Source organism: Capnocytophaga canis (assembly GCF_043187445.1).
GTDB lineage: Bacteria > Bacteroidota > Bacteroidia > Flavobacteriales > Flavobacteriaceae > Capnocytophaga > Capnocytophaga canis.
Map to the genome: position 1 here is coordinate 1956315 of NZ_CP171121.1, position 21360 is coordinate 1977674.

General features: G+C 34.4%; 15 protein-coding genes and 1 tRNA gene. 12 read left to right on the forward strand and 4 right to left on the reverse strand.

Features of this window, described 5'->3' with window-relative positions:
- Positions 1-49 precede the first annotated feature (49 nt).
- The 5 genes from gmd (at position 50) to ACF3OB_RS08390 (ending at position 5690) form a co-directional block, all read left to right on the forward strand.
- Positions 50-1204, forward strand: coding sequence for a GDP-mannose 4,6-dehydratase (gene gmd, locus ACF3OB_RS08370; protein ID WP_392420031.1), 1155 nt, complete (start codon positions 50-52; stop codon positions 1202-1204).
- Positions 1197-2333, forward strand: coding sequence for an adenylyltransferase/cytidyltransferase family protein (locus ACF3OB_RS08375; RefSeq protein WP_082021451.1), 1137 nt, complete (start codon positions 1197-1199; stop codon positions 2331-2333). The genes gmd and ACF3OB_RS08375 overlap by 8 nt, the downstream gene beginning before the upstream one ends.
- Positions 2334-2415: 82 nt before the next feature.
- Entirely contained in the window at positions 2416-3486 is a 1071-nt protein-coding gene (locus tag ACF3OB_RS08380) for a GDP-L-fucose synthase family protein (RefSeq protein ID WP_042343621.1), read from the forward strand.
- Between the two features lie 75 nt (positions 3487-3561).
- Positions 3562-4563, forward strand: coding sequence for an NAD(P)H-dependent glycerol-3-phosphate dehydrogenase (locus ACF3OB_RS08385; protein WP_042007602.1), 1002 nt, complete (start codon positions 3562-3564; stop codon positions 4561-4563).
- 20 nt (positions 4564-4583) lie between these two features.
- Positions 4584-5690, forward strand: a complete 1107-nt coding sequence (locus ACF3OB_RS08390) for a putative glycoside hydrolase (protein ID WP_042347046.1) — start codon at positions 4584-4586, stop codon at positions 5688-5690.
- A gap of 86 nt (positions 5691-5776) precedes the next feature.
- On the opposite strand, the gene ACF3OB_RS08395 is transcribed toward ACF3OB_RS08390, so the two are convergent.
- From ACF3OB_RS08395 to ACF3OB_RS08405, 3 genes are all read right to left on the reverse strand, one after another.
- A complete protein-coding gene (locus ACF3OB_RS08395; RefSeq protein ID WP_119652865.1) occupies positions 5777-6106 on the reverse strand; it encodes a DMT family transporter in 330 nt (109 codons plus the stop codon).
- An 18-nt stretch (positions 6107-6124) separates the two neighbouring features.
- Complete coding sequence (locus tag ACF3OB_RS08400) at positions 6125-7300, reverse strand: MFS transporter (protein ID WP_042343711.1); 1176 nt, start codon at positions 7298-7300, stop codon at positions 6125-6127.
- 54 nt (positions 7301-7354) lie between these two features.
- Positions 7355-7436, reverse strand: a tRNA-Leu gene (locus ACF3OB_RS08405).
- Positions 7437-7640: 204 nt separating this feature from the next.
- On the opposite strand from ACF3OB_RS08405, the gene ACF3OB_RS08410 reads away from it, so the two are divergent.
- From ACF3OB_RS08410 to ACF3OB_RS08440, 7 genes are all read left to right on the forward strand, one after another.
- On the forward strand, positions 7641-8687 hold the full coding sequence (locus ACF3OB_RS08410) for an inorganic phosphate transporter (RefSeq protein ID WP_042007593.1): 1047 nt from the start codon (positions 7641-7643) through the stop codon (positions 8685-8687).
- A gap of 190 nt (positions 8688-8877) precedes the next feature.
- Positions 8878-9852 carry a YafY family protein gene (locus ACF3OB_RS08415; RefSeq protein WP_212896030.1) on the forward strand — a complete coding sequence of 325 codons (975 nt, stop codon included), beginning with the start codon at positions 8878-8880 and terminating at the stop codon, positions 9850-9852.
- 357 nt (positions 9853-10209) lie between these two features.
- A complete protein-coding gene (locus tag ACF3OB_RS08420) occupies positions 10210-11529 on the forward strand; it encodes a reverse transcriptase domain-containing protein (RefSeq protein ID WP_212896029.1) in 1320 nt (439 codons plus the stop codon).
- Between the two features lie 20 nt (positions 11530-11549).
- A complete protein-coding gene (locus ACF3OB_RS08425; protein ID WP_212896028.1) occupies positions 11550-12812 on the forward strand; it encodes a hypothetical protein in 1263 nt (420 codons plus the stop codon).
- Positions 12809-14935 (forward strand): hypothetical protein, encoded by a 2127-nt coding sequence (locus ACF3OB_RS08430; RefSeq protein ID WP_392447439.1) that lies wholly within the window; start codon positions 12809-12811, stop codon positions 14933-14935. Before ACF3OB_RS08425 ends, ACF3OB_RS08430 begins: the two co-directional genes overlap by 4 nt.
- 63 nt (positions 14936-14998) lie before the next feature.
- A complete protein-coding gene (locus ACF3OB_RS08435) occupies positions 14999-17053 on the forward strand; it encodes an ATP-dependent RecD-like DNA helicase (protein ID WP_392447441.1) in 2055 nt (684 codons plus the stop codon).
- Between the two features lie 6 nt (positions 17054-17059).
- Positions 17060-18571, forward strand: coding sequence for a DUF7017 domain-containing protein (locus ACF3OB_RS08440; RefSeq protein ID WP_212896025.1), 1512 nt, complete (start codon positions 17060-17062; stop codon positions 18569-18571).
- A 170-nt stretch (positions 18572-18741) separates the two neighbouring features.
- On the opposite strand, the gene ACF3OB_RS08445 is transcribed toward ACF3OB_RS08440, so the two are convergent.
- On the reverse strand, positions 18742-21228 hold the full coding sequence (locus ACF3OB_RS08445) for a tetratricopeptide repeat protein (RefSeq protein WP_392447443.1): 2487 nt from the start codon (positions 21226-21228) through the stop codon (positions 18742-18744).
- Between the last annotated feature and the right edge of the window lie 132 nt (positions 21229-21360).

Below are 21360 nucleotides of genomic sequence, written 5' to 3' on the forward strand. Positions count from 1 at the left end.
ATACTTTCGTATCTTTGCAAAATATGTTTTGAATAAATAAATCAACCAAATGAAAAAAGCGCTTATCACAGGAATTACGGGGCAAGACGGTGCATATCTCGCAGAATATTTGCTCAAAAAAGGGTATGAGGTACATGGAATGAAAAGAAGAAGTTCGCTTTTCAACACCGATAGAATTGATCATATATATCAAGACCCTCACGTAGAAAACAGAAATCTGATATTGCACTATGGTGACCTCACCGATAGCATGAATATCACCAAAATTATTCAGGAAGTACAACCTGACGAGATTTACAATTTGGCGGCGATGAGCCACGTCCACGTGAGTTTTCAAACCCCTGAATATGTAGGTAATGCAGATGGCTTGGGAACACTTCGTATATTGGAAGCAGTTCGTCTTTTAGGGCTAACTGGAAAAACACGAATTTATCAGGCTTCAACTTCCGAATTGTACGGATTGGTACAGGAGGTTCCCCAGTCAGAAAAAACACCTTTTTACCCACGCTCACCTTATGCAGTTGCCAAAATGTATGCTTATTGGATTACTGTAAACTACCGCGAGGCATATAACATGCACGCATCCAATGGGATACTATTCAATCATGAATCTCCCATACGAGGAGAAACTTTTGTAACTCGAAAAATCACTCGTGCGTTAAGTCGTATCGCTTTAGGGATGCAAGATAAGGTCTATATGGGAAATCTTAGCTCTCAACGCGATTGGGGACACGCCAAAGACTATATTAGAGCAATGCATTTGATCTTACAACAGGAAAAACCGAGCGATTATGTAATTGCAACTGGAATTACCACTTCCATACGTGATTTTATTATTTTATCAGCCAAAGAAATAGGATTAACGATTGAGTATCAAGGAGAGGGAGTTGATGAGGTAGGATATTTTACGGCTATTGATAAAACTGTTTTTTCAGAAAAAGTAGGTGAGAAGTACATTTCAAATATTGAGAATAAAATAAAAAGTAAAGCAGAAATTGTGTTAGTCGATCCGAAATATTTCCGACCTACAGAAGTTGATTTACTTATAGGGGACCCTACCAAATCTAAAACAGTTTTAGGTTGGGAACCAAAATACGACCTTAAAGGGTTGGTAGCGGATATGATGCAAAGCGATATAAAGTTGTTTAAACGAGATGCTTACCTCAAAGAAGGAGGCTTCACAATAATGAATTATTTTGAGTAATAAGAAAATTTTTGTTTCGGGTTGTTACGATATGTTGCACTCGGGACACGTTGCTTTTTTTGAAGAAGCATCGCAGTTAGGAGATCTATATGTTGGAATTGGTTCAGATAGAACTATTCAGGAACTCAAAGCTCGAAAAACGATAAATCCAGAGCAGGAGCGTCTTTATATGGTTAAATCGTTGCGTTTCGTAAAAGATGCTTGGATAAATTCAGGTTCAGGAATCTTAGATTTTAAGGAAGATATGCTTCGTCTAAAACCTGATGTTTTGTTTGTTAATGAGGACGGACACTCTCCAGCCAAGGAGGCTTTGTGCAAAGAATTAGGGGTTGAATATCACGTAAGTAAGCGTATTCCTCATGGGAATCTACCTGCTCGAAGTACAACAGCTTTGCGAAAAGAATGTTTGATTCCCTATCGGATAGATTTGGCAGGAGGATGGCTTGATCAACCTTCCGTATCGAAATTCTGTCCAGGGCCTGTGATAACCATATGCATAGAACCTGATTATGAATTTAATGATCGAAGTGGGATGTCCACTAGTACTCGCAAAAAAGCGATAGAGCTTTGGCACACAGATATTCCTGAGGGAGATAAAGAACATCTCGCAAAAATATTGTTTTCCTATGAAAATTTTCCAGGGGAAGACTATATTAGTGGTTCACAAGATGCTTTGGGGATTGTACTCCCGGGACTGAATTATTATTGGTATGATGGTGGATTTTGGCCAGAAAAAATAGAGAAAAATCTGTCCGAAGATCTACTTGTATGGATAGAAAACCATTTATACTTATTACCCTTACAACCACGGCATAGTGAATTGCATGTCACTGAAGGGGCGGACATCTCTCCTGAAAAGGTTAAAAAGCTTTCAGATGCGGCACAGCAATTTTGGGATGCTCTATTAGCAAAAGATATTAATGCTACAGGGGAAGCAATGATAGCTTCATTTGAAGCTCAAACCTCCTTGTATCCCAATATGTTAAATGAGGAAATTAAACAAGAAATAGCTACTTTGCCTAAATCTGCAGTAGGGTACAAACTAAGTGGAGCGGGTGGAGGAGGCTATTTAGTAGTTTTATCGGAAATACCCATTGAAAAAGCCTTAAAGGTAAGGATAAGAAGGTAGAATGAAATGCTTCGGGAGAGGTTAAACAACACAAATAGAGCCATATATAGGAACATACACTTAGACAAATAAAGTTAAAATCATGAAAAAAGACGCAAAGATATACGTTGCAGGACATCAAGGTTTAGTGGGGTCTGCTATTTGGAAAAATCTTGAAAATAAAGGTTTTGTCAATTTGATAGGCAGAACTAGTTCCCAATTAGACTTGACTAATTCCCAAGATGTGGCTAATTTTTTTCACGAAGAAAAACCTGAATATGTTTTTTTGGCAGCAGCAAAGGTAGGAGGCATTTTAGCTAATAATACTTATCGAGCTGATTTCATCTACCAAAATTTGATGATACAAAATAATGTGATTCATCACGCATACAAAAACGGAGTGAAAAAGTTACTTTTCTTAGGAAGTACATGCATTTATCCTAAGGAAGCTCCACAACCAATGCCCGAGGATTGCCTTTTGACTTCACCTTTGGAGTACACCAATGAGCCTTATGCCATAGCTAAAATTGCGGGTATAAAAATGTGTGAAAGTTACAATTTGCAATACGGCACAAACTTTATTTCAGTAATGCCAACCAACCTTTATGGACCAAACGATAACTTTCATTTAGAAAAATCACACGTTTTACCGGCGATGATCCGAAAAATTCACTTAGCGAAAGCATTACTTAAAAATGATTGGGAAGCTCTTGCTATGGATTTAAACAAACGTCCAGTGGAAGGTATTTCAGGGAAAAACTCTCAGCAGGAAATCAAAGCAATCCTTGAAAAACATGGTATTTTCGGTGATAGAGTTATTCTTTGGGGAACAGGAATGCCCATGAGAGAGTTTTTATGGAGCGAGGATATGGCAGATGCATGTGTTTTTGTCATGCAACATATAAATTTTAATGATACGTATGACAAAAATACAACTGAAATTCGTAATACTCACATCAATATTGGCACAGGAAAAGATGTTACTATCAATGAATTAGCACAATTGATAAAAAAAACAATCGGGTTTTCAGGAGAAATACATTTCGACACTTCAAAACCCGACGGAACAATGAAAAAGTTAACCAATCCTTCAAAGTTACACCAACTAGGTTGGAAACATTCCATAGAGTTAGAGCAAGGAATCGAACTGATGTATGCGTACTATTTGAGATAAAAATCTTAAATTCCTTAGTTTGGAATTTTTAGAAATTATTTATACTTTAGCTACCTTAAAACAGAGTTATACATAATGGACAGAGAATTGAGAATTTCGGTTATCGGCAGTGGAAGTTGGGGAACCGCTCTCACAAAGATATTAACATATAACGTCTCAAAAGTATGCTGGTATGTTCACAACGAAGTTGCTATTGAGCATATTAAAGACACTTCGCGTAATTTGAACTACTTGAGCGATGTGGAATTTGATACCGACAGATTGATTTTAACCAACGACATCAACGAGGCGGTTGCCTACGGAAATTGTTTAGTACTTGTTACACCATCTGCTTTTTTAAGTTCTGAATTAAGTAAACTTACTGTATCCTTGGAAGATAAAACCATCTTCTCGGCTATCAAAGGGATTGAACCCAACAGCGGACTTATTGTAGGGGAATATTTACATAAGTTTTATAATGTCCCGTACAGCAATATAGGCGTAATCGCAGGGCCTTGCCACGCAGAGGAAGTGGCTTTAGAACGCTTATCTTACCTAACAATAGCTTGTATTGACAAACAAAAGGCTAAAATCTTTGCCGAAGCAATGACAACATATTTCGTAAAGACAAAAGTTTCTGATGATGTTATCGGTATAGAATACGCTGCAGTGCTGAAAAATATTTACGCTATCGCTGCTGGAATTGCACATGGACTGGGATATGGTGACAATTTTCAAAGTGTACTGATGAGTAATTCCATACGTGAGATGAGACGATACATTAAACGTATCCATAAAATCAAACGAAATATTAACAATTCAGCTTATTTGGGAGATTTGCTTGTAACGGGATATTCGCTTTTCAGTAGAAACCGAACTTTCGGAAGCATGATAGGCAAGGGATACACGGTGAAAAGTACTATGATGGAAATGAATATGGTTGCCGAAGGGTATTATGCCGTGAAAAGTGCATATAAGATTAATAATAGCCACAAAAAGAAAAGTCACACTCCAATTTTAGATGCTGTCTATCAGATTTTATATGAAAATAGGCGAGCTAAAAAAGTTTTTGCTGAATTAGTGAATCATTTAGATTAATCTTTTAAACATATATACATATGAAAAAATATTTTTACACGCTCCCTTTGGCACTTGCTTTACTGTTTGGATGCAATCAGTCCCATGAGCCAAAGTCCACTTCAACGGAGGAAACTTCTGTATCAAAAAATAAGGAGTTTACCTTTTCTACATGGATAACCTATAAACCTGAACGTACTGATGAGAGTTACCACGAGGAGTTTAAAAAATACAAGACACATGGTATTTCCGAAGTACTGGTAAATACCGAAGCCGATGTAGAAGGATTAAAACGTTTGGTTCCGATAGCCAAAGAAGAAGGAATCAAATTACACGCTTGGATAATGACTGTGAACCGCCCTGGAGACAAAGAAGCCTTGCAACACCCTGAGTGGTATATGGTCAGCCGTGAAGGAAAATCCTGTTTTGACCATCGCCCATACGTGGATTACTATCAATGGCTTTGCCCCACTCGGAAAGAATCACGTGAGCATATTCTGAAACTGGTGAGTAATTTGGCGGATGTTGAAGACATTGCAAGTGTACATTTGGACTATATCCGTTTTCCTGATATTTATCTACCTATCGGATTGTTACCTAATTATAACTTAGTTCAAGAAGAAGAATTACCACAGTTCGATTTTTGCTATTGTGATGTTTGTGTGGCAGAGTTTGAGAAAACGCATCACAAAGATCCACGAAAACTTAAAAACCCTGCTCTTGATTTGGAATGGCGACAGTTTCGCTTGAACAAAATCCGCAATTTGGTAAACGATGCCGCTGAAATTGTACACAATAAAGGGAAAAAAATAACCGCAGCTGTGTTCCCTTACCCTGAAATGGCAGGTCAAATGGTACGTCAACGTTGGGACAAATGGAACGTTGATCGTGTTTATCCTATGATTTATCACAATTTCTATAACGAAGAAGTCGACTGGGTTGGTTTTGCTACACAACAAGGAGTTGAAGATATGAAAGGCAAAGAAACAGAACTTCACACAGGGATTTACGTACCTCCTATATCTGCTCAAGAACTAAAACAAGCTATCGAACATGCCAAGGCAAGCGGAGCTACAGGAGTTTCATTCTACGATGGTCCAGATATTTCGGAAGATCAATTAAAAGTAATTCAGGAACTTAGTAGATAAGCTATTCTGAATACAAAAATTATATTCAAAGTTTTACATCATAAACCTCTGAAAAAACAACACTTTCAGAGGTTTTAAATTTATTCTTAATAATTCGATACGAATTTAAGCCCCACGATGGAACCTATCAACGTAGTAATAAAAAACAATCTCCAAAAAGAAGCTGGTTCTTTAAAAATTAAAATACCTAATAAAGCTGTCCCTACAGCTCCAATTCCTGTCCAAACAGCATAGGCCGTACCTAACGGAAGAGTTTGTGTAGCTTTCGTAAGTAAGTACATACTAACAAAAGTACAAGTAGCAAACCCCGCATACCAAGCGTAAGAAACATTCCCTACAGTCATCTTGGCTTTTCCCAAACAAAAAGTGAAAGCCACTTCAAACAACCCCGCAATGACAAGTATTATCCAATTCATTATAAGTATTTTAGGTATTTATCTTTTTAAATTTGGCAAAAAGTACGCTATTAATCCAATCAACGGTAAAAAAGAACATAAGCCATACACGAAGTAAATATCGGTAAGATCTATTACTTTTCCTAACACAGCCGACGCCAGTCCACCCATTCCGAAAGCAAAACCATAGAAAAACCCTGAAATCATACCGATTTTCTTGGGCAACAATTCTTGTACGTACACTAAAATAGCAGGAAAAGCAGATGAGATAATAATCCCGATAAGTACTATCAAAATAGCTGTCCAAGTTTCATTTGCATACGGAAGCAGAATAGCAAAAGGAGCAGCTCCTAAAATAGAAAACCAAATCACAAATTTACGCCCAACTTTATCACCAAAAATTCCTCCGAGTAAGGTACCCAAAGCGGCAGCACCCAAAAAGTAAAACAAATACATTTGAGCCTGTACTTCGGAGACTCCAAACTTCTGAATGACATAAAATTGGAAATAATTCGTAATCCCAGCGGTATAAAAATATTTTGAAAATATAAGTACCATCAAAATTACTACTGACATATTTATCTGAAAAGGAGTTAAATTAGGTAGAACTACTTCCTTTTTCTTAGTCTTCCGATGTATCTTTAATACATTACTTCGCCATTTCCCAACAAAAGCTAAAATGATGATGGCAATAAAAGCGAAAACCAAAAACCAAAGGCTATAAATTCTTCCATTGGGAATAATAATCAAAGCTATGAGCAAAGGTGCAATAGCGGTTCCTGAATTCCCTCCTAATTGAAAGATGGACTGTGCTAAACTACGTTTTCCTCCCGAAGCTAAGAAGGCCACTCTCGATGATTCAGGGTGAAATATAGAAGATCCTGTTCCTACCAACAAAACTGCGACCAACACCCAAGCATAGCTAGATGAGTAAGCTAAAGTAATAATTCCCAAGGCAGTGATAAACATTCCGAAAACCTGTGCATAGGGCATAGGGCGTTTGTCAATGTAATTGCCTACTAAGGGTTGAAAAATGGAAGCCGAGATTTGATAACAAAATGTAATGATCCCTATTTGGGTCATTGTCAAACCGAATTCTTGTTTCAATTGCGGATAACTTGCGGTGATAACCGCCTGAAGTAAATCATTGAGCATATGAGCTATTGCAATTGCAAAAAGAATGGAGTAGACAGTTTTAGGTCTTGTTTGTTCCATAAATACATTAAAATAAAAAACCTTAACTTGTTGGTAAGTTAAGGTTTTAGGTTGTGCGGGTGAAGGGACTCGAACCCCCACGCCGTGAAGCACCAGATCCTAAGTCTGGCGTGTCTACCAATTTCACCACACCCGCAAGTGGTGTTTTGCGGTTGCAAATATACGTATTTTTTTTATAACACCAAATTTTATTTAAAAAAGATTTTTAATTTCTAAAAAAATACGCGTTTTACCATCCTCCAACCCCATTCTTAACCAGAATTTTGTTTAATATTTTCCCTTCAATTAGCTTCTCTATTTTTTATTTTTTTTATAAATTTGCGAGTTGATAATATAAAATATGGCTCCAATATACAACCAATTATTAATTCCTTACATAATTGCGATGGCGTTGGCTATTACGATGGGAGGAAGTGGAACAGCTCCTGCATTTTCTGCAAGTTACGGAGCCGATGTGATTCGTAAAAGCTTGATTCCAGGTATATTTGGTATAGCAGTATTTTTGGGAGCTTTCATCGCGGGAAAGAATACGGCAAGTACTATGGGAGGCGGTATTCTTGATGCAAACTATATGACCTTCGTAGTAGTTTCAATCGCTTTGTTTTCAGTTGCTATCACATTGTTAGTCTCCAACATTTTAGGAATTCCTCAATCAACAAGTCAAGCTGCCGTTCTTTCAATCGCTGCACCTGCATTCTACTTCGGAAAGTTAGACACCGTTAAATTGTTTGCTGAAATTATTCCATCATGGTTTGTACTTCCCATCATAGCTTATTTCTTGTCGTACTTAGCAGGAAAATACATCTACAAACCTATGCGAAGACGTGGTTTGACCATGCTCAGAGCTCAAAATGAGAATTTAAGACCCGTTTGGAGTACTATTTTAATTTTAATGTCGGTATATGTGTCCTTCGCCATCGGATCAAACAACGTGGCTAATGCTGCAGGGCCTATTTCAACAATGACTATCAACGAATTAGGCCTAAAAACAGAAAGCGACTTTACTGTAATACTGATGTTGTCGGCGTTGATTATTGCACCTTGCTTTGGTATCGGAAGCTCCCTATTCGGTCATAAAATCGTTAAAAACACAGGCAAAGAAATCATCTTATTCGGAAAGTTTGAAGCTGTAATCATTGCATTTATTTCAGGAAGTCTACTCTTATTAGCCTCTTTAGTTAAAGGAATTCCAACTTCCTTAGTTCAAATGAATGTAGCAGCAATTTTAGGTATTGGCGTGGCAAAAATGGGAGCTAAAAATATATTCCGTAAGTCACAAGTGAAACGCTTTTTCACTATGTGGATGATTGCCCCCACAATCTGTTTCTTCCTTTCTTTACTTTTAATCTATTTAGCAGATATATATGGATTCATTCTGCTACATTGATATATACAAAAAGTAATGTATTACTAAAAATATAATACGATAAATGTACTGATGATAAATTACATGCAAAATAGAGAACACGGATAAAAGATTACTCTCAGACTAATGAATAAAACATTCGCCTAATATCCTTAATCGATTTTTAATCAAAGTAATAGTCTATATACTTACAAATAAACAATCCTATGTTATGGCAACCAATAAAAATGCACATCTAAGATATAAAATATTAGACGAATGTTTTTCTAATATATATAGAAAGTTCTTTATAGAAGATTTAATACATATTTGTTCAGAAAGAATATCTGAACATTTAGGTAAAGAAGTCAGTGTATCAAGAAGACAATTGCTTGATGATATCAAATTTATGGAAAGTTCCGATGGATATGAAGCTCCTATTGAACACATTAGAGAAGGTAGAAAAGTTTTTTATAGGTACGAAAATCCTAATTTTTCGATACGAAACAGACCTTTTAATCAAGAAGAATCGGAAAGTTTAAGCGGTGCAATGGAAATTCTTTCTCGTATAGGATTAAATTGGTTGGAACCTTTACAGCTGAAATTACAGTCTATCATAAGTTTTAAGCAAGAGAAAATAATTGATTTTGAAGAAAATAAATTTCTAAAAGGGCTTGATTTTTTAAATCCGCTATACCATTACATTATTAATAAACAGAGTTTATTAATTCACTACAAACCTTTTGTTGAAGATGAAAAAGAATTTTTGATTTCTCCTTATTACCTCAAACAATATAATAACCGATGGTTTTTATTAGGACAAAATCATACGGAAAATTATCTACAAGTGATAGCTTTGGACAGAATTATAAATTTGGAACAAACAAAAGAACACTATATTGAACATTCTATTGATTTCGATGAGTATTTTGATGAAATTGTGGGAGTTACTCATATAAAAGGGAATGAAATAGAACAAGTAAAAATAGAATTATCAAAAAACATAATTCCTTATGTGATGTCCAAACCTCTGCACGGTTCACAAAAAATTAAGGGGAATATACTTACCTTTGAGGTACGATTAAATTATGAATTAGAAGCCCTAATTTTATCGTATGGAGAAAGCATGAAGGTCTTAGCTCCTGAAACTCTGAAAAATAGAATTTTACATCGATTAGAATCATCTTTAAACCAATATTCTGAATAAAAATTACGATCAATGCAGTTAAATCGCACAAGTGCATTATATCTTTGCAGTGTAAAAAATAAAAAAGTTCTTTGAAATACCTATGAAAATATTGATTCGTTAGTTTTTAGGTTTCCTTTAAATTAACGTGATTGCTGGATTAAGCAATTAATCAGATCGGCAATTGGCTCGGCTCGCAACCGAGTAAAACAAGGTCTTTTTGTACTAAATTTTTATGTTGATTTATGAATTATTATTTAATGAATTCTCGAAATATCGTCATTTCGTCAACATTTAACCTCACAATTACTTCCAACTAATACAAGGAAAGAAGAATAAAGTAATAGGTATTTCAAGGATTTTTAAAACATTGGAGTTATGAAAACGCTAACAACAGAGGAAAAACAAGAGCTTAAAAACCGGTTTGAGAACATCTTATCGATAGATGATTTGGTTGAGGTTATCAACTATGTGTATCAGGAGTTGTTAGCAGGTAACGAAATCAGCAAAGACGATGTTTTGTCCAATGCCGATTTGTCTAACAAAAGATACCATACTTTTTCTATCAGAAAGAAAACAGGAGGTGAAAGGATAATTAACGCCCCTGAATCCTCTTTGGAAAAAATACAAAAGGCACTAAATACCATTCTGAACGAATGTGTAACGGTGCATCCGAAGGCGATGGGCTTTGCCAAAGGAAAATCGGTGGTTACCAATGCTCGTCTGCATCTGGGGAAAAACTATGTGTATAATATTGATTTGAAGGATTTTTTCCATTCGTTCAAAAAATGGCAGGTGAAAAGAGTTTTTGCCCAAAGTCCGTTTCAGTTTCCCGAAGAAGTGGCTAACTGCCTGACGAATTTGTGTGTATATGACTTGGAGATTGACGACAAGAAAGCATTTGTTTTGCCACAAGGAGCCCCCACTTCGCCCATATTGACCAATATTCTTTGCCGAAAAATGGACATTGCATTGGACAAACTGGCAAAAAAATACAAGGCTACGTATTCGAGATATGCCGATGACATTTCGTTTTCGTCAAACGTTTCGGTGTTTAACAATTCTGTTTTTTTGGAGGAATTGGAGGCGATTATTTCCAGAAACAAATTGGAAATCAATCCGAAAAAGACCCGATTGCAAAAGAAAAACACCCGACAAGAGGTTACGGGAATCACCGTGAACGAAAAGCTCAACACCACACGCAAGTACGTGAAGCAAATTCGTATGTGGTTGTATTTGATAGAAAAATACGGAGCAAAAAAGGCGGAAACCATTTTCCGAAAGGATTATGCGAAAGAAAAAGGACATACCAAGCCAGAGAAAAATCCGATGCTTTCAGTAATTGGCGGAAAACTCCTATACCTAAAAATGGTAAAAGGAGCAGAAGACAGCACCTACTTGAAATTAGCCCAACGGTTTGATAAAGTTTGCGGATTTGACGCAGATAAAATTTTAGACACTTGGCAACAAAAAGGCGAGAAAGAGGCTCAAAAACTTTTTGAAGAAACCAAAAACAATAAATGGAAAAATTTAGCCGCTGGAAGACCCAAGCCAAAACGCCAAAAACTTGGTAAACACCTAATGGAAAAATCTCGCAGTATGGAGGAACAGGCTGAGTATGTGGCACAAATTAGGAAGAATATAGCTGAAAGACAGGCAAAACGTAAAGCGGCTATGAAAAAGATTCGTGGGGAATAACAGCATTTTTTAGATGTATTATGAACGATTTTGTAACAGAATTTTTAAAGATAGGCAATTTTAGCTCTCGTCAAAAAGACAAGATGATTGAGTTGATAGCAAAAGATTTAACTAAACAAAAGGTTGGCGAAACAACAGAAAATGCACCTGTGTCTGTTATTGAGCCTGATGAAAAATCTGACAAGTCAAAAGATAAAGATTATTTAGGTGAAACCTTCAAAGATTATAATAATCCATTTGGAGAGAAATCGTTATCCAAGTTTTTACTTGCTTATAACCAAGACCCTTTGTTAAAATACACTTGGCATTCCATTGATTCAGAAACAATAGACCATGAAGATGAAATACTCGCAGTTAAGGAATATATAAAGAAATTAAGTGGCTCATCTGAATATTCCGTACGAGAACATCAAAGACTATTATTGGAAAAATTTGAAATTTTAAACAACAAATATTACGCTGATTCTCAAGCAAAAACACTATTAAAAGTTTATCTATCGGGTACGAACTTCAAAGAAGAAAAAAAGGAATGGAGCTCCAATAGAATTGACATCAATTGGGCGAGTGAGCAATTATTAAAATGGTCAGATGAAAATCCTGATTGTGTTCCTAATGCAAGCGGAGAATTAAAACAGCAGCAAAATGGAAAAGTTTTCAAACTACCTAAGCCATTCAATTCTTATATGAATGGAAAAAGAGTTCGGGATTTTTCCGAACTCATCATTCACTGTAAAAATCTATTTCATATAAGGACTGATAACTCTTTAAAAAGTATTTTAGAATATAATATTGCTAATAACGAAAATTGGAAAACAAACTTTGATTTTGAATTTAAAAATTTTGCAGAAAATATTGTTTTATTTACTGATGTTGATAAGTTGGTTCAATTTTTTAGAGAATATATCAATTCAATAGAGACCTATTTTTCTGAAGAATATAAAACCGAACAAAAACAAAAAATAATTTTATCCTTCATAGAAGAAACGGGAGGCTTTGTTTATTTTACGATTCATCACATTCATCCCGAAAAGCCTTTCTATGGAAAAAGCTCTGAAAGTACGATTGATAGAAGAGGAAATACATTGACCAGTATGATAAAAAAAATCAACGGGATATGTGAATTGTACCTCGAAAGTGATTTTGAAAAGGAAACAAGTTATAGAATTAATCTTTGGAATGGAGAATGGAATGATGGAGCAAAAAAATATACTCCAAAGCTGATGAAAAAAGAAAAAATAGAAAAAGTAAACGGTGTTAAACATATTTTAAAATTCAAACGATGATTTATTTAATTGACGAACAGGTTTTCCGTCAAGAAACCTACGGCTGGAATATCGAAAAACTTAATGAATATCAAGGGATTATAAGTACACATAAGGATAGTAAAAAGCTCTCCATTGAAAATATCAAGAAAGAAAAGATTGTGTTTTTGCACGAGTCTTTCCCTAATGAGGGATTAAAAAACCAACTCTATGAACATAACGCTCAAAATAGAGATTTTGGATTAGTTGTTTTTAGTGGAAGCAAAAACGAACGCCAAAAAAATGCAACGGGAAATCGAGTTGATTTACCTGTAAGTGTCTTTTATCAAAATTTAGAAATTTTCCTACAGGAAATAAAAAAAGGGAATAAACCCAATGTCAATTATCTATTATATGGCAGAAATCTTGAAGAAGAGAAAATAATTATTGATGAGATTGTTAAACGAAATAATGAAGAAGGTGCAGATACCATAGTTGCTAAAAAAGAAAATATTATTTTTTTAACAGCCGAAAATGATATTGAAAATCCTTTTAGTAATATGGAATCAGAAACATTGTATTCAAATACAGAAGGTTTTTCTGATAGTTCTTTACATCGTGATGTTGTTTTGAGTTTTTTAAATGACAAAGTATTTGATAATTTGTACATTCCGCTATGTTTTGGTAATACGCTTTCCGACTTCAACGGGCTTCGATTAGCTACCCATATTCGCTGTACGCCAACTCCAAACCGACTAAAAAACATTTTTATTTATGGTGTTGTGCATTATCAAAAGTTGATGAAACATCCATATTTCGATATTCTGAAAACGAAAAATGTATTTTACATTGACTATAGTAAAAAAGCCTTACAAGAAGCTGAAAGAAAAGAAACAGAGCTCTTTTCAGAAAGCGAATTGGCTACCGAAATAGCAAAAATAAAACTCAACGCCCCAAAAGATAATCATAGTATTGCCAATGAATGGGCGATTTATCGTTGGGCGAAAACTATTGAAAGTTCAGATAATGATATCGAAAAAATCAATGCGAAAATAGAATCTGATTTGTATTATAAGTATTTGAAAACCATTTATCCGATTTCGGCAACAGATACTAATTTACACAATCTAAAAATAAAAACACCAGAAAACGATAAACCTAAAATTCTTTATATCGATGATGAATGGGAAAAGGGATGGCACGAAATTTTTGCAACGATTTTATACGATAATAGTAATATTAAACATTTTGACTATTTAGATATTGATTTTTCGCAAAACAGAGAAGAAATTGTGAATCAAGCTGTTCAAAAAATAAAGGCAGATGATATTGATATAGTCATTTTGGATTTTAGATTACATCATTCTGATTTTGAAAATAATGACCTACAAGAAAACACAAGTATAAGAATATTACAGAAAATAAAAAAATACAATCAAGGAATACAGGTAATATATTTTTCGGCAACCAATAAAATTTGGAATTTGCAAAAATTACAAGCATTAGGAGTGGATGGATTTATCATTAAAGAAGCACCCGAAAATAGTATTGATCCCCAATTTACTGCTGATACCATTGGCAACTTTAAAGAAGTAATGGAAACTGCTGTAAAAAGAAAGTTTTTGAAAATAATATTCTTAATTTGTAAACAAATCAAGAAAAATATTGAAAATCAGATTGCTTTAAACTCGTTCGAAGAATACAATAAGTTTCTAAAAATTTTAATAACACAAATAAAAATTATAGAGCAAGCTATTTCTAAAATAGACTTAAAAGTGAAAATGTCAATGGATATCGTATTTCTGAGTGCATATAATTTTTTAGAACATTTCAAAAACTATTATTTTAAATATGATAACAAAGATTATAGATATTACATAGGAGAAAAAAAAGAAGATGTAAATAATTATTATTTTGATAGACAAAATAAATTTATTAAAAACAAAGATGTTATCAAAGATTTAACTTGGTTTTGTGCAATGGCAAATCTATTTATTGATTATTTTGAAATCTGTAGTCAAGAAGATAAAAAAGTGGAATACCTCAACAAGGTAAAAGATAAAAGAAATAAGTACATACACGAAAACAAAGAATTTTTTGATGAGAAAGAAGTTATTATGGTTCTGTCTCTTTGTGAAAATATAACCAGCAAGTTAAAACCTTGATAAAGTTTTGATTTAACCTCAGAAAACAATATATTTGCTTTTCTGTAACCAACCTTTACTACTATGAACCCTCTCACACAAGAACAACAAGAAATAATAAACACCCTATTCTCTTTTCTAGAAAAAGAAAATGAGCATATCTTTATTGTAAAAGGAGCTGCGGGGTCGGGAAAAACAACTTTAATAAAGTACCTTATTGATAAATTAAAAGAAAATCAAAAATTGTTTAAAGTAATGGCTCCCACAGGAAGAGCTTCCAAGGTACTTCGTGATAAAGGTATTAATGCCTCTACCATTCATCGGGGAATTTATAATTTTGAAGATATTATCATTAAAGAAGTTAAAAATCCTGATGACTCGAAAAAATCATATCACTATGTTTATCCACTTCATTTCCCGAATGAAGACGGAGAAATAGTAATCATTGATGAGGCATCAATGGTTTCGGATATAGAAACAAAACACGAATTATTTACTTTCGGTTCAGGAAAATTATTAAGTGATGTCATTCAATATGCTAATTTTTCTAATCGCTATTCCAAATTAATATTCGTAGGAGATAATGCCCAGCTTCCGCCAGTAACTGACAATGAGTCGAAAGCGTTGTCTGTTGAGTACTTTCAATCGGAACACAAACTGAATGTTCAAGAAGCCGAACTAACCACCATTCATCGGCAATTAGTAGATAGCACAATTTTGCAGAACGCTAATGAAATACGAAATTTATTAAAAAAGCCTAAGGAACAACGAAATACCTTTGAACTACTTATCAAAAATGAAGTAGAAGAAATTTCAAATATTGACCTTACTTCGCATTTCACCGATAAATTTCCAGAACCTAAAATCGGCAATGGGGTTATCGTATGTTATTCTAATCAAGGAGCTTATCAATACAATCAATCTATTCGTGAAAAAATATTTCCCAATAGCCCTAATGTGAGTATTGGAGATATTTTGATGGTTATTAATAACAATTATAATCAGGGAGTTTTCAATGGAGATATGGCAACGGTTACTGAAGTATCTGCGGATGTAGAAGAAATAAAAAACATTCCTGTATATGAAAAAGGGAAAAAGAGATATGTAAATTTTTCTTTCCGAAATGTAAAGTTGAAATTCCCACATCTATCAGAAGAAGTTTCCTGTAAAATCATTGATTCACTATTAAATTCTCCTTATAGAGACTTGAATGTTACGGAAATGAAGGCTTTGTATATCAATTTCGTAATGCGTTTTCGTGAAAAATACCCTCAATACAAAGAAGGTTCGCAGGAATTTAAAGAAGCTCTAAAAACAGATCTATATTTCAATGCTTTACGCGTGAAATATGGCTATGCCATCACCTGCCATAAATCGCAAGGTGGCGAGTGGGACAGTGTTTATGTGGATTATTCGGGAAGAATTGGACTATACGATGATGCCCTAAGATGGTGCTATACGGCAACTACTCGGGCAAAAAAAGAACTATTTGTTATCAATCCACCTAAAATAAATGGATTCCATCGCTTAGAAATAAGACCGATTACCAAAATTGGAAAAATTGGAAAAGAATTTTATCAAAACACACACACTTTTTCAACACCTTTTCACACTGAAAACGCACATATTGCACTGCGTTTGAAATATCAAGAGGTGGAAAGTAAACTCCGTAACACGCTTTTTTCCATTGATAGGATAGTCTCAAGCAACTATTTAGAGAAATATTTTTTCAAGATAGAAAATGAAATCATTCAGATAGATTGGTATTATGACGGAGCAGGAATATTTAAAACCTTACAAAATCGCCCTTATGAAATTGAAAATCAACTTATTGAAATACTTAACGCTCCTTTTTATCACGAATTTATACTGAATTACTCAACGGAAAATTCACTTTTCAAAGAATTATACAACCGAATATTAACCGCTTGTAGTGAATGCGAGGTTCAAATTACCAATATTGTGGAACACGAAGCAAATTTTCACATCAATTATTACCTAAAAACAGACGCAAAATTTGCCTATCTACAATGTTATTTTACAAAAGATAAAGGTTTTACCTCGGTGCTTCCTTTTTCTGAACAAGGGAGCGAAGATGTTGAATTACAAAAGCTAGTGAATTTCATCAACCAAAATTAAAAACTTATGACAACCGTTACCGAACTCAGAAAAGCAGGAAAATTAAAAGAGGCTTGGGAGTTAGCAAATAGTCAATTAGAAAAAAATCCTAATGATATTTGGGTTAAGAGAGATTTGGCTTGGGTGTATTATGAGTATTTGAAACAATACTCTTCTGTGCAAACTTTCACTCAATTCAATAAAATTATAAACAAACTACTTGTTCTACAATTGCCTGAGGAGGAAAATATATTGTATGAGACGGTAGGTTGGCAATTTGTAAAAATAGTAAATAATATTTCTAGACAGGGAAATATTGATTATTCAAAGATAAATACACTTTTTGAACATTGTAAATCCTTGTATTTTCAACAACCATCAGATTTGTACTCTGCTATACTAAAAAATTTTCATAAGGCGTATAAAAACAATCATCAAAAATACATTGAATTTGTTGATTGGTGGGATTTAGATAATTTACAAGAGAAAGATTTTCAGAAAGAACATTATGATGGGCAAGACATAGCTGCATTAGCTGACCAAGTATATTGTGCTTATGCAAAACATCTGTTGCCTTTCAAAAATATTTATCAAGAGACTATATTTGACAAAGAAAAAGCGGAAAAATTTCTGCTTAAATTAGAGGAAATAGCAACCAAACATCCAAATTATCAGTACATTTCGTATTATCAAGCGAAAATACTTTTAGCTTTGGGAAATAATGAAAATATGCTTTCTGCCTTATTGCCCTTTGCTCGAAAAAAGAAAAACGATTTTTGGGTTTGGGATATTCTTGCAGATGCTTTTTATGAGGATAAGGAAAAAGTTTTTGCTTGTTATTGCAAAGGATTGCTTTGCCCTGCTGATGAAAAAATGACGACCAAACTTCGTGAAAAAGTAATTCCTTTCTTTTTAGAAAGACAACTTTTCAATGAAGCCAAAGCAGAAGTCGATACAATTATTAGAATCAAGAAAGCTAACGAACATAAAATTCCTGTCCAAATAAGCTCCTATCAAAATACACAATGGTATCAAGGAGCTAATGCTAATCAGCATAACCGTTCAATATACCGACAATTTGCTACTTCTGCCGAAGATATTTTATTTGGAAATCTTGCAGAAGAAGTAGTCATTATTGAGAATATAAATTCTGATAAAAAAATAGTGAATATAATCACACAAAATAGCGAGCGTCTATTTTTTAAATACGACAAATTTTTGAAAAATCCTCAAATAGGCAAAACTTATAAAATTCGTTTTACACAGAAAGAAATAAATGCCCCAAGCAAAGTAGCAACACTGTCAGAATATCAGGATACTAAATTAACCGATAGTTACATTAAAGAATTTTCAGGGAAAATAAATATTCCAAAAAATAAAAATTTTGGTTTTGTAGATAACATTTTTATAAATCCACAACTTTTCCAAAAATACGACTTAACAACAGGCGATTATGTAACAGGAAAAGCAATACAAACCATTGATAAAAAGACAGGAAAACCCACTTGGAAGGTGTTTTCACTATCTAAGAACCACTAAATTGACTTCCATACTTAAATCTCTATATAAACAAGTTATCTGTCAATCATTCCTTTAATAAGATTATTGAGCCGTGTTTTAAAAAGTATCATGACATAAAATACCATTCCACATTACCTAGATCAGCGATTTTAGTAGTTGGTAATTAATTCTAATCACTATACTAGTTACTATCTGTTTAAATAAGATTCTTTTGCTTTTTTGATTTGTACCAAACGATAGTTTTCCGTGGATATTGGAAAGGTTGCCAATTGGTTTTCACCGATTATTTTTTGTAATTCAATGATAACACTGTCGGCTGAATCTCGGTTTTGAAGCCCGTGAATTACGAACCACGTTTCCTTGACGTTATATACATCTTGTGAAATGCTGATTTTATCTGAAATTACTTTCAATTTTTCGACAAGTTGCGTCTTTATTACTTCTCTTCTACCTTGTGGAATATCCATCAAAACGACTTTCCACGAACTAGCCTTAGCATCATCAACAAACGATTCTTTCTCAACGTCAATTAGATTTTCTAAAAGCTCTTTAGCTTGATTACTTTCGTCCGTCTCAGGGTAGTTCATCTGTATTTTTAAAAGCTCCTCTCGATACGGTAAGATACCTTCCAAACGAGCAACAACATTTGCCCGAAGCATATCCAGTTTTGAAGCCATAGCTGTTTCCCTAAATGTGGTACCTTCCTCGTTCAATCGCTGTAAAACCTCGACTATTTTACCGTTATTAAACTCTACGGTAAGCTCTTGTAAAAACTGTTGAGCTTCTAAATCACGTTGTTTTCGTGAGGTGTCATTCCCTTGCAGAAGCTGTGCATAATCTGATTGTGGATAACGTCCCAACAAGTGATTTTTTACAGTTTCCGCCTTTGGACTATTCAAATATCGGTAATTCTTATAAAGTTCATAGAGCACTGCAGACTCAACAATTGGTTCTGGGTTAAATCCAAGTACTCGCTCCAATCGATCAATAGCCAACTCGCTATCATTAAATTTAGCTTTGTACAAAATCCCTAATTGAAGTAACGCCTGATTTCTATCTCTTTCCAAACGTTTTATTTCTTCCTCATTTTTAGGTAATTGTGATAAATAAAAATCGGAGGTTATATCTTTTTTAGGTACATTTTCCTCTCGCCCTGTGGTGGCTGGATTTGTTTCTATTTCTGTTTGTTGTTTTGCAGACCAACGCCAATTATCTTCCAATTTTCGATTTCCCCAATACTGCTGAAATTGTTGCTTTCCGTAGGCAACCGCCATAGGATTGTAAAAATAAAATTTTCCTCCTTTTGTCTCAGTCGCGTTTTGCAAAGAAAAGCCCATGCCTTGATTAATTGTTGAGGAACTCTTCATTTTTTGTTCTGTTTTTTTCTTTAGAGAATCAATATGTCTTTGAAAAAATGCAACTCTATCGCTATCCGACATTTTAATGATTTTCAGAATACTATCATTTTGTTTTACAGTATATTCTAATTCGGTGATTTTTGCTAAGTTTTCTTTCTTCCGCTCCACATAAAGATGTTCAAACGTATGCTCAGGAATATAAGCTAAGGTACTATCCAAATGGTGATATGCTCCTGTATAATCCTTCTGCTCAAAAAAAATATCTGCTAAACGTTCATGAGTTTTAGCTTTCAACGGATTGTTTTCCTTATTATTTTTTAAAGACCTGCGGTAGTACTCAATAGCCATTCTCCTACTATTCTCTTCAATGAGAAAAGCGTGAGTGAAATAAAGTACGTCCAAATAATCTTTATGTTCGTACCGATTTTCTAATTTAGTCAAATACGTTAGAAATTCCGTTTTCTCCTCGGGAGTAAAATCTCTGTTACGAGCTTTTCCTGCCTGAGCCTCAACCCATAGTTTACGAGGAATTTTCCAATTTAGTTTCACAACCTTTTCAAAAGCTATCGTTGCAGAATCACGTTGCTTTTGGTGCTCATAGAGTTGAGCGGCAATAAAATAATATCTCCCACGGAGTGTTTTGCTGGATGTATATTTACCTGCTAAATAAAGTGATTCGGCTGCCTCAGGATACATTTTTTGATTGATATACGCCTGACCCAAAGTAGCATAGGCTTCAGCTCGATCTCTTTTGCGTAACTTTTCTTTAGAAAGTAGTTCATTCAACTTTTCAATAGCAATTTTATCTTTGCCTAAACGCATATTGGTCTTTTGTGCCCATATCGCAGACTCGTTAATGCGTTCACTCTTCCCATAATTAGTAAGTAGGTGATTAAACGCCTCCAAAGCTGGTAAAAACCGTTCGTTGTAGTAACGAGCCTTACCAAGCAAGATATAGGCATCGTCAATCTTGTAGTTACGTTGTTCGCCTTTAAATACCATCGAGTGAAGTTGAATAGTTTTGATGGCTTTTTCTTCAGCACGTTCAAAATTTGGGTTCTCAACCCCTTCCAACTGAACTTTACCCGTCATACGTATGGGTTCTACTGGCAACAACTGACTGAAATCATCCTGATATTGCTCATGCAACTGTTTCAACCCCGATTCAAAAGCCTCTTCTCCATTGAAAAGCACATTGTATTTGGTTACAATCGGCTGCATCTGTCGATTGTAATAGGTATTTGCTTTGGTTGTACAAGCGTTGATTATCAATAAAATAGATATAAAAAAGACAGTATATATAAGACGATACTTCATTTTGACATTTTTACCAAGTCACGAAGTTACTATTTTTTCGGAAATAAAAAAGCAAAATCAGTCATAATATGTTGTTAAATCGAATTTACATATTGGCTTACAAGCTTTTAAAAAAACAATCCAGATACGTAC

Excerpts from the sequence above, each read along its gene's own strand:
- ACF3OB_RS08430 (WP_392447439.1), top strand. The coding sequence starts at position 12,809 with ATGATTTATTTAATTGACGAACAGGTTTTCCGTCAAGAAACCTACGGC.
- ACF3OB_RS08440 (WP_212896025.1), top strand. The coding sequence starts at position 17,060 with ATGACAACCGTTACCGAACTCAGAAAAGCAGGAAAATTAAAAGAGGCT.
- ACF3OB_RS08385 (WP_042007602.1), top strand. The coding sequence starts at position 3,562 with ATGGACAGAGAATTGAGAATTTCGGTTATCGGCAGTGGAAGTTGGGGA.
- ACF3OB_RS08380 (WP_042343621.1), top strand. The coding sequence starts at position 2,416 with ATGAAAAAAGACGCAAAGATATACGTTGCAGGACATCAAGGTTTAGTG.
- ACF3OB_RS08445 (WP_392447443.1), bottom strand. The coding sequence starts at position 21,228 with ATGAAGTATCGTCTTATATATACTGTCTTTTTTATATCTATTTTATTG.
- ACF3OB_RS08415 (WP_212896030.1), top strand. The coding sequence starts at position 8,878 with ATGGCAACCAATAAAAATGCACATCTAAGATATAAAATATTAGACGAA.
- ACF3OB_RS08390 (WP_042347046.1), top strand. The coding sequence starts at position 4,584 with ATGAAAAAATATTTTTACACGCTCCCTTTGGCACTTGCTTTACTGTTT.
- ACF3OB_RS08410 (WP_042007593.1), top strand. The coding sequence starts at position 7,641 with ATGGCTCCAATATACAACCAATTATTAATTCCTTACATAATTGCGATG.
- gmd (WP_392420031.1), top strand. The coding sequence starts at position 50 with ATGAAAAAAGCGCTTATCACAGGAATTACGGGGCAAGACGGTGCATAT.
- ACF3OB_RS08395 (WP_119652865.1), bottom strand. The coding sequence starts at position 6,106 with ATGAATTGGATAATACTTGTCATTGCGGGGTTGTTTGAAGTGGCTTTC.
- ACF3OB_RS08420 (WP_212896029.1), top strand. The coding sequence starts at position 10,210 with ATGAAAACGCTAACAACAGAGGAAAAACAAGAGCTTAAAAACCGGTTT.
- ACF3OB_RS08435 (WP_392447441.1), top strand. The coding sequence starts at position 14,999 with ATGAACCCTCTCACACAAGAACAACAAGAAATAATAAACACCCTATTC.
- ACF3OB_RS08425 (WP_212896028.1), top strand. The coding sequence starts at position 11,550 with ATGAACGATTTTGTAACAGAATTTTTAAAGATAGGCAATTTTAGCTCT.
- ACF3OB_RS08400 (WP_042343711.1), bottom strand. The coding sequence starts at position 7,300 with ATGGAACAAACAAGACCTAAAACTGTCTACTCCATTCTTTTTGCAATT.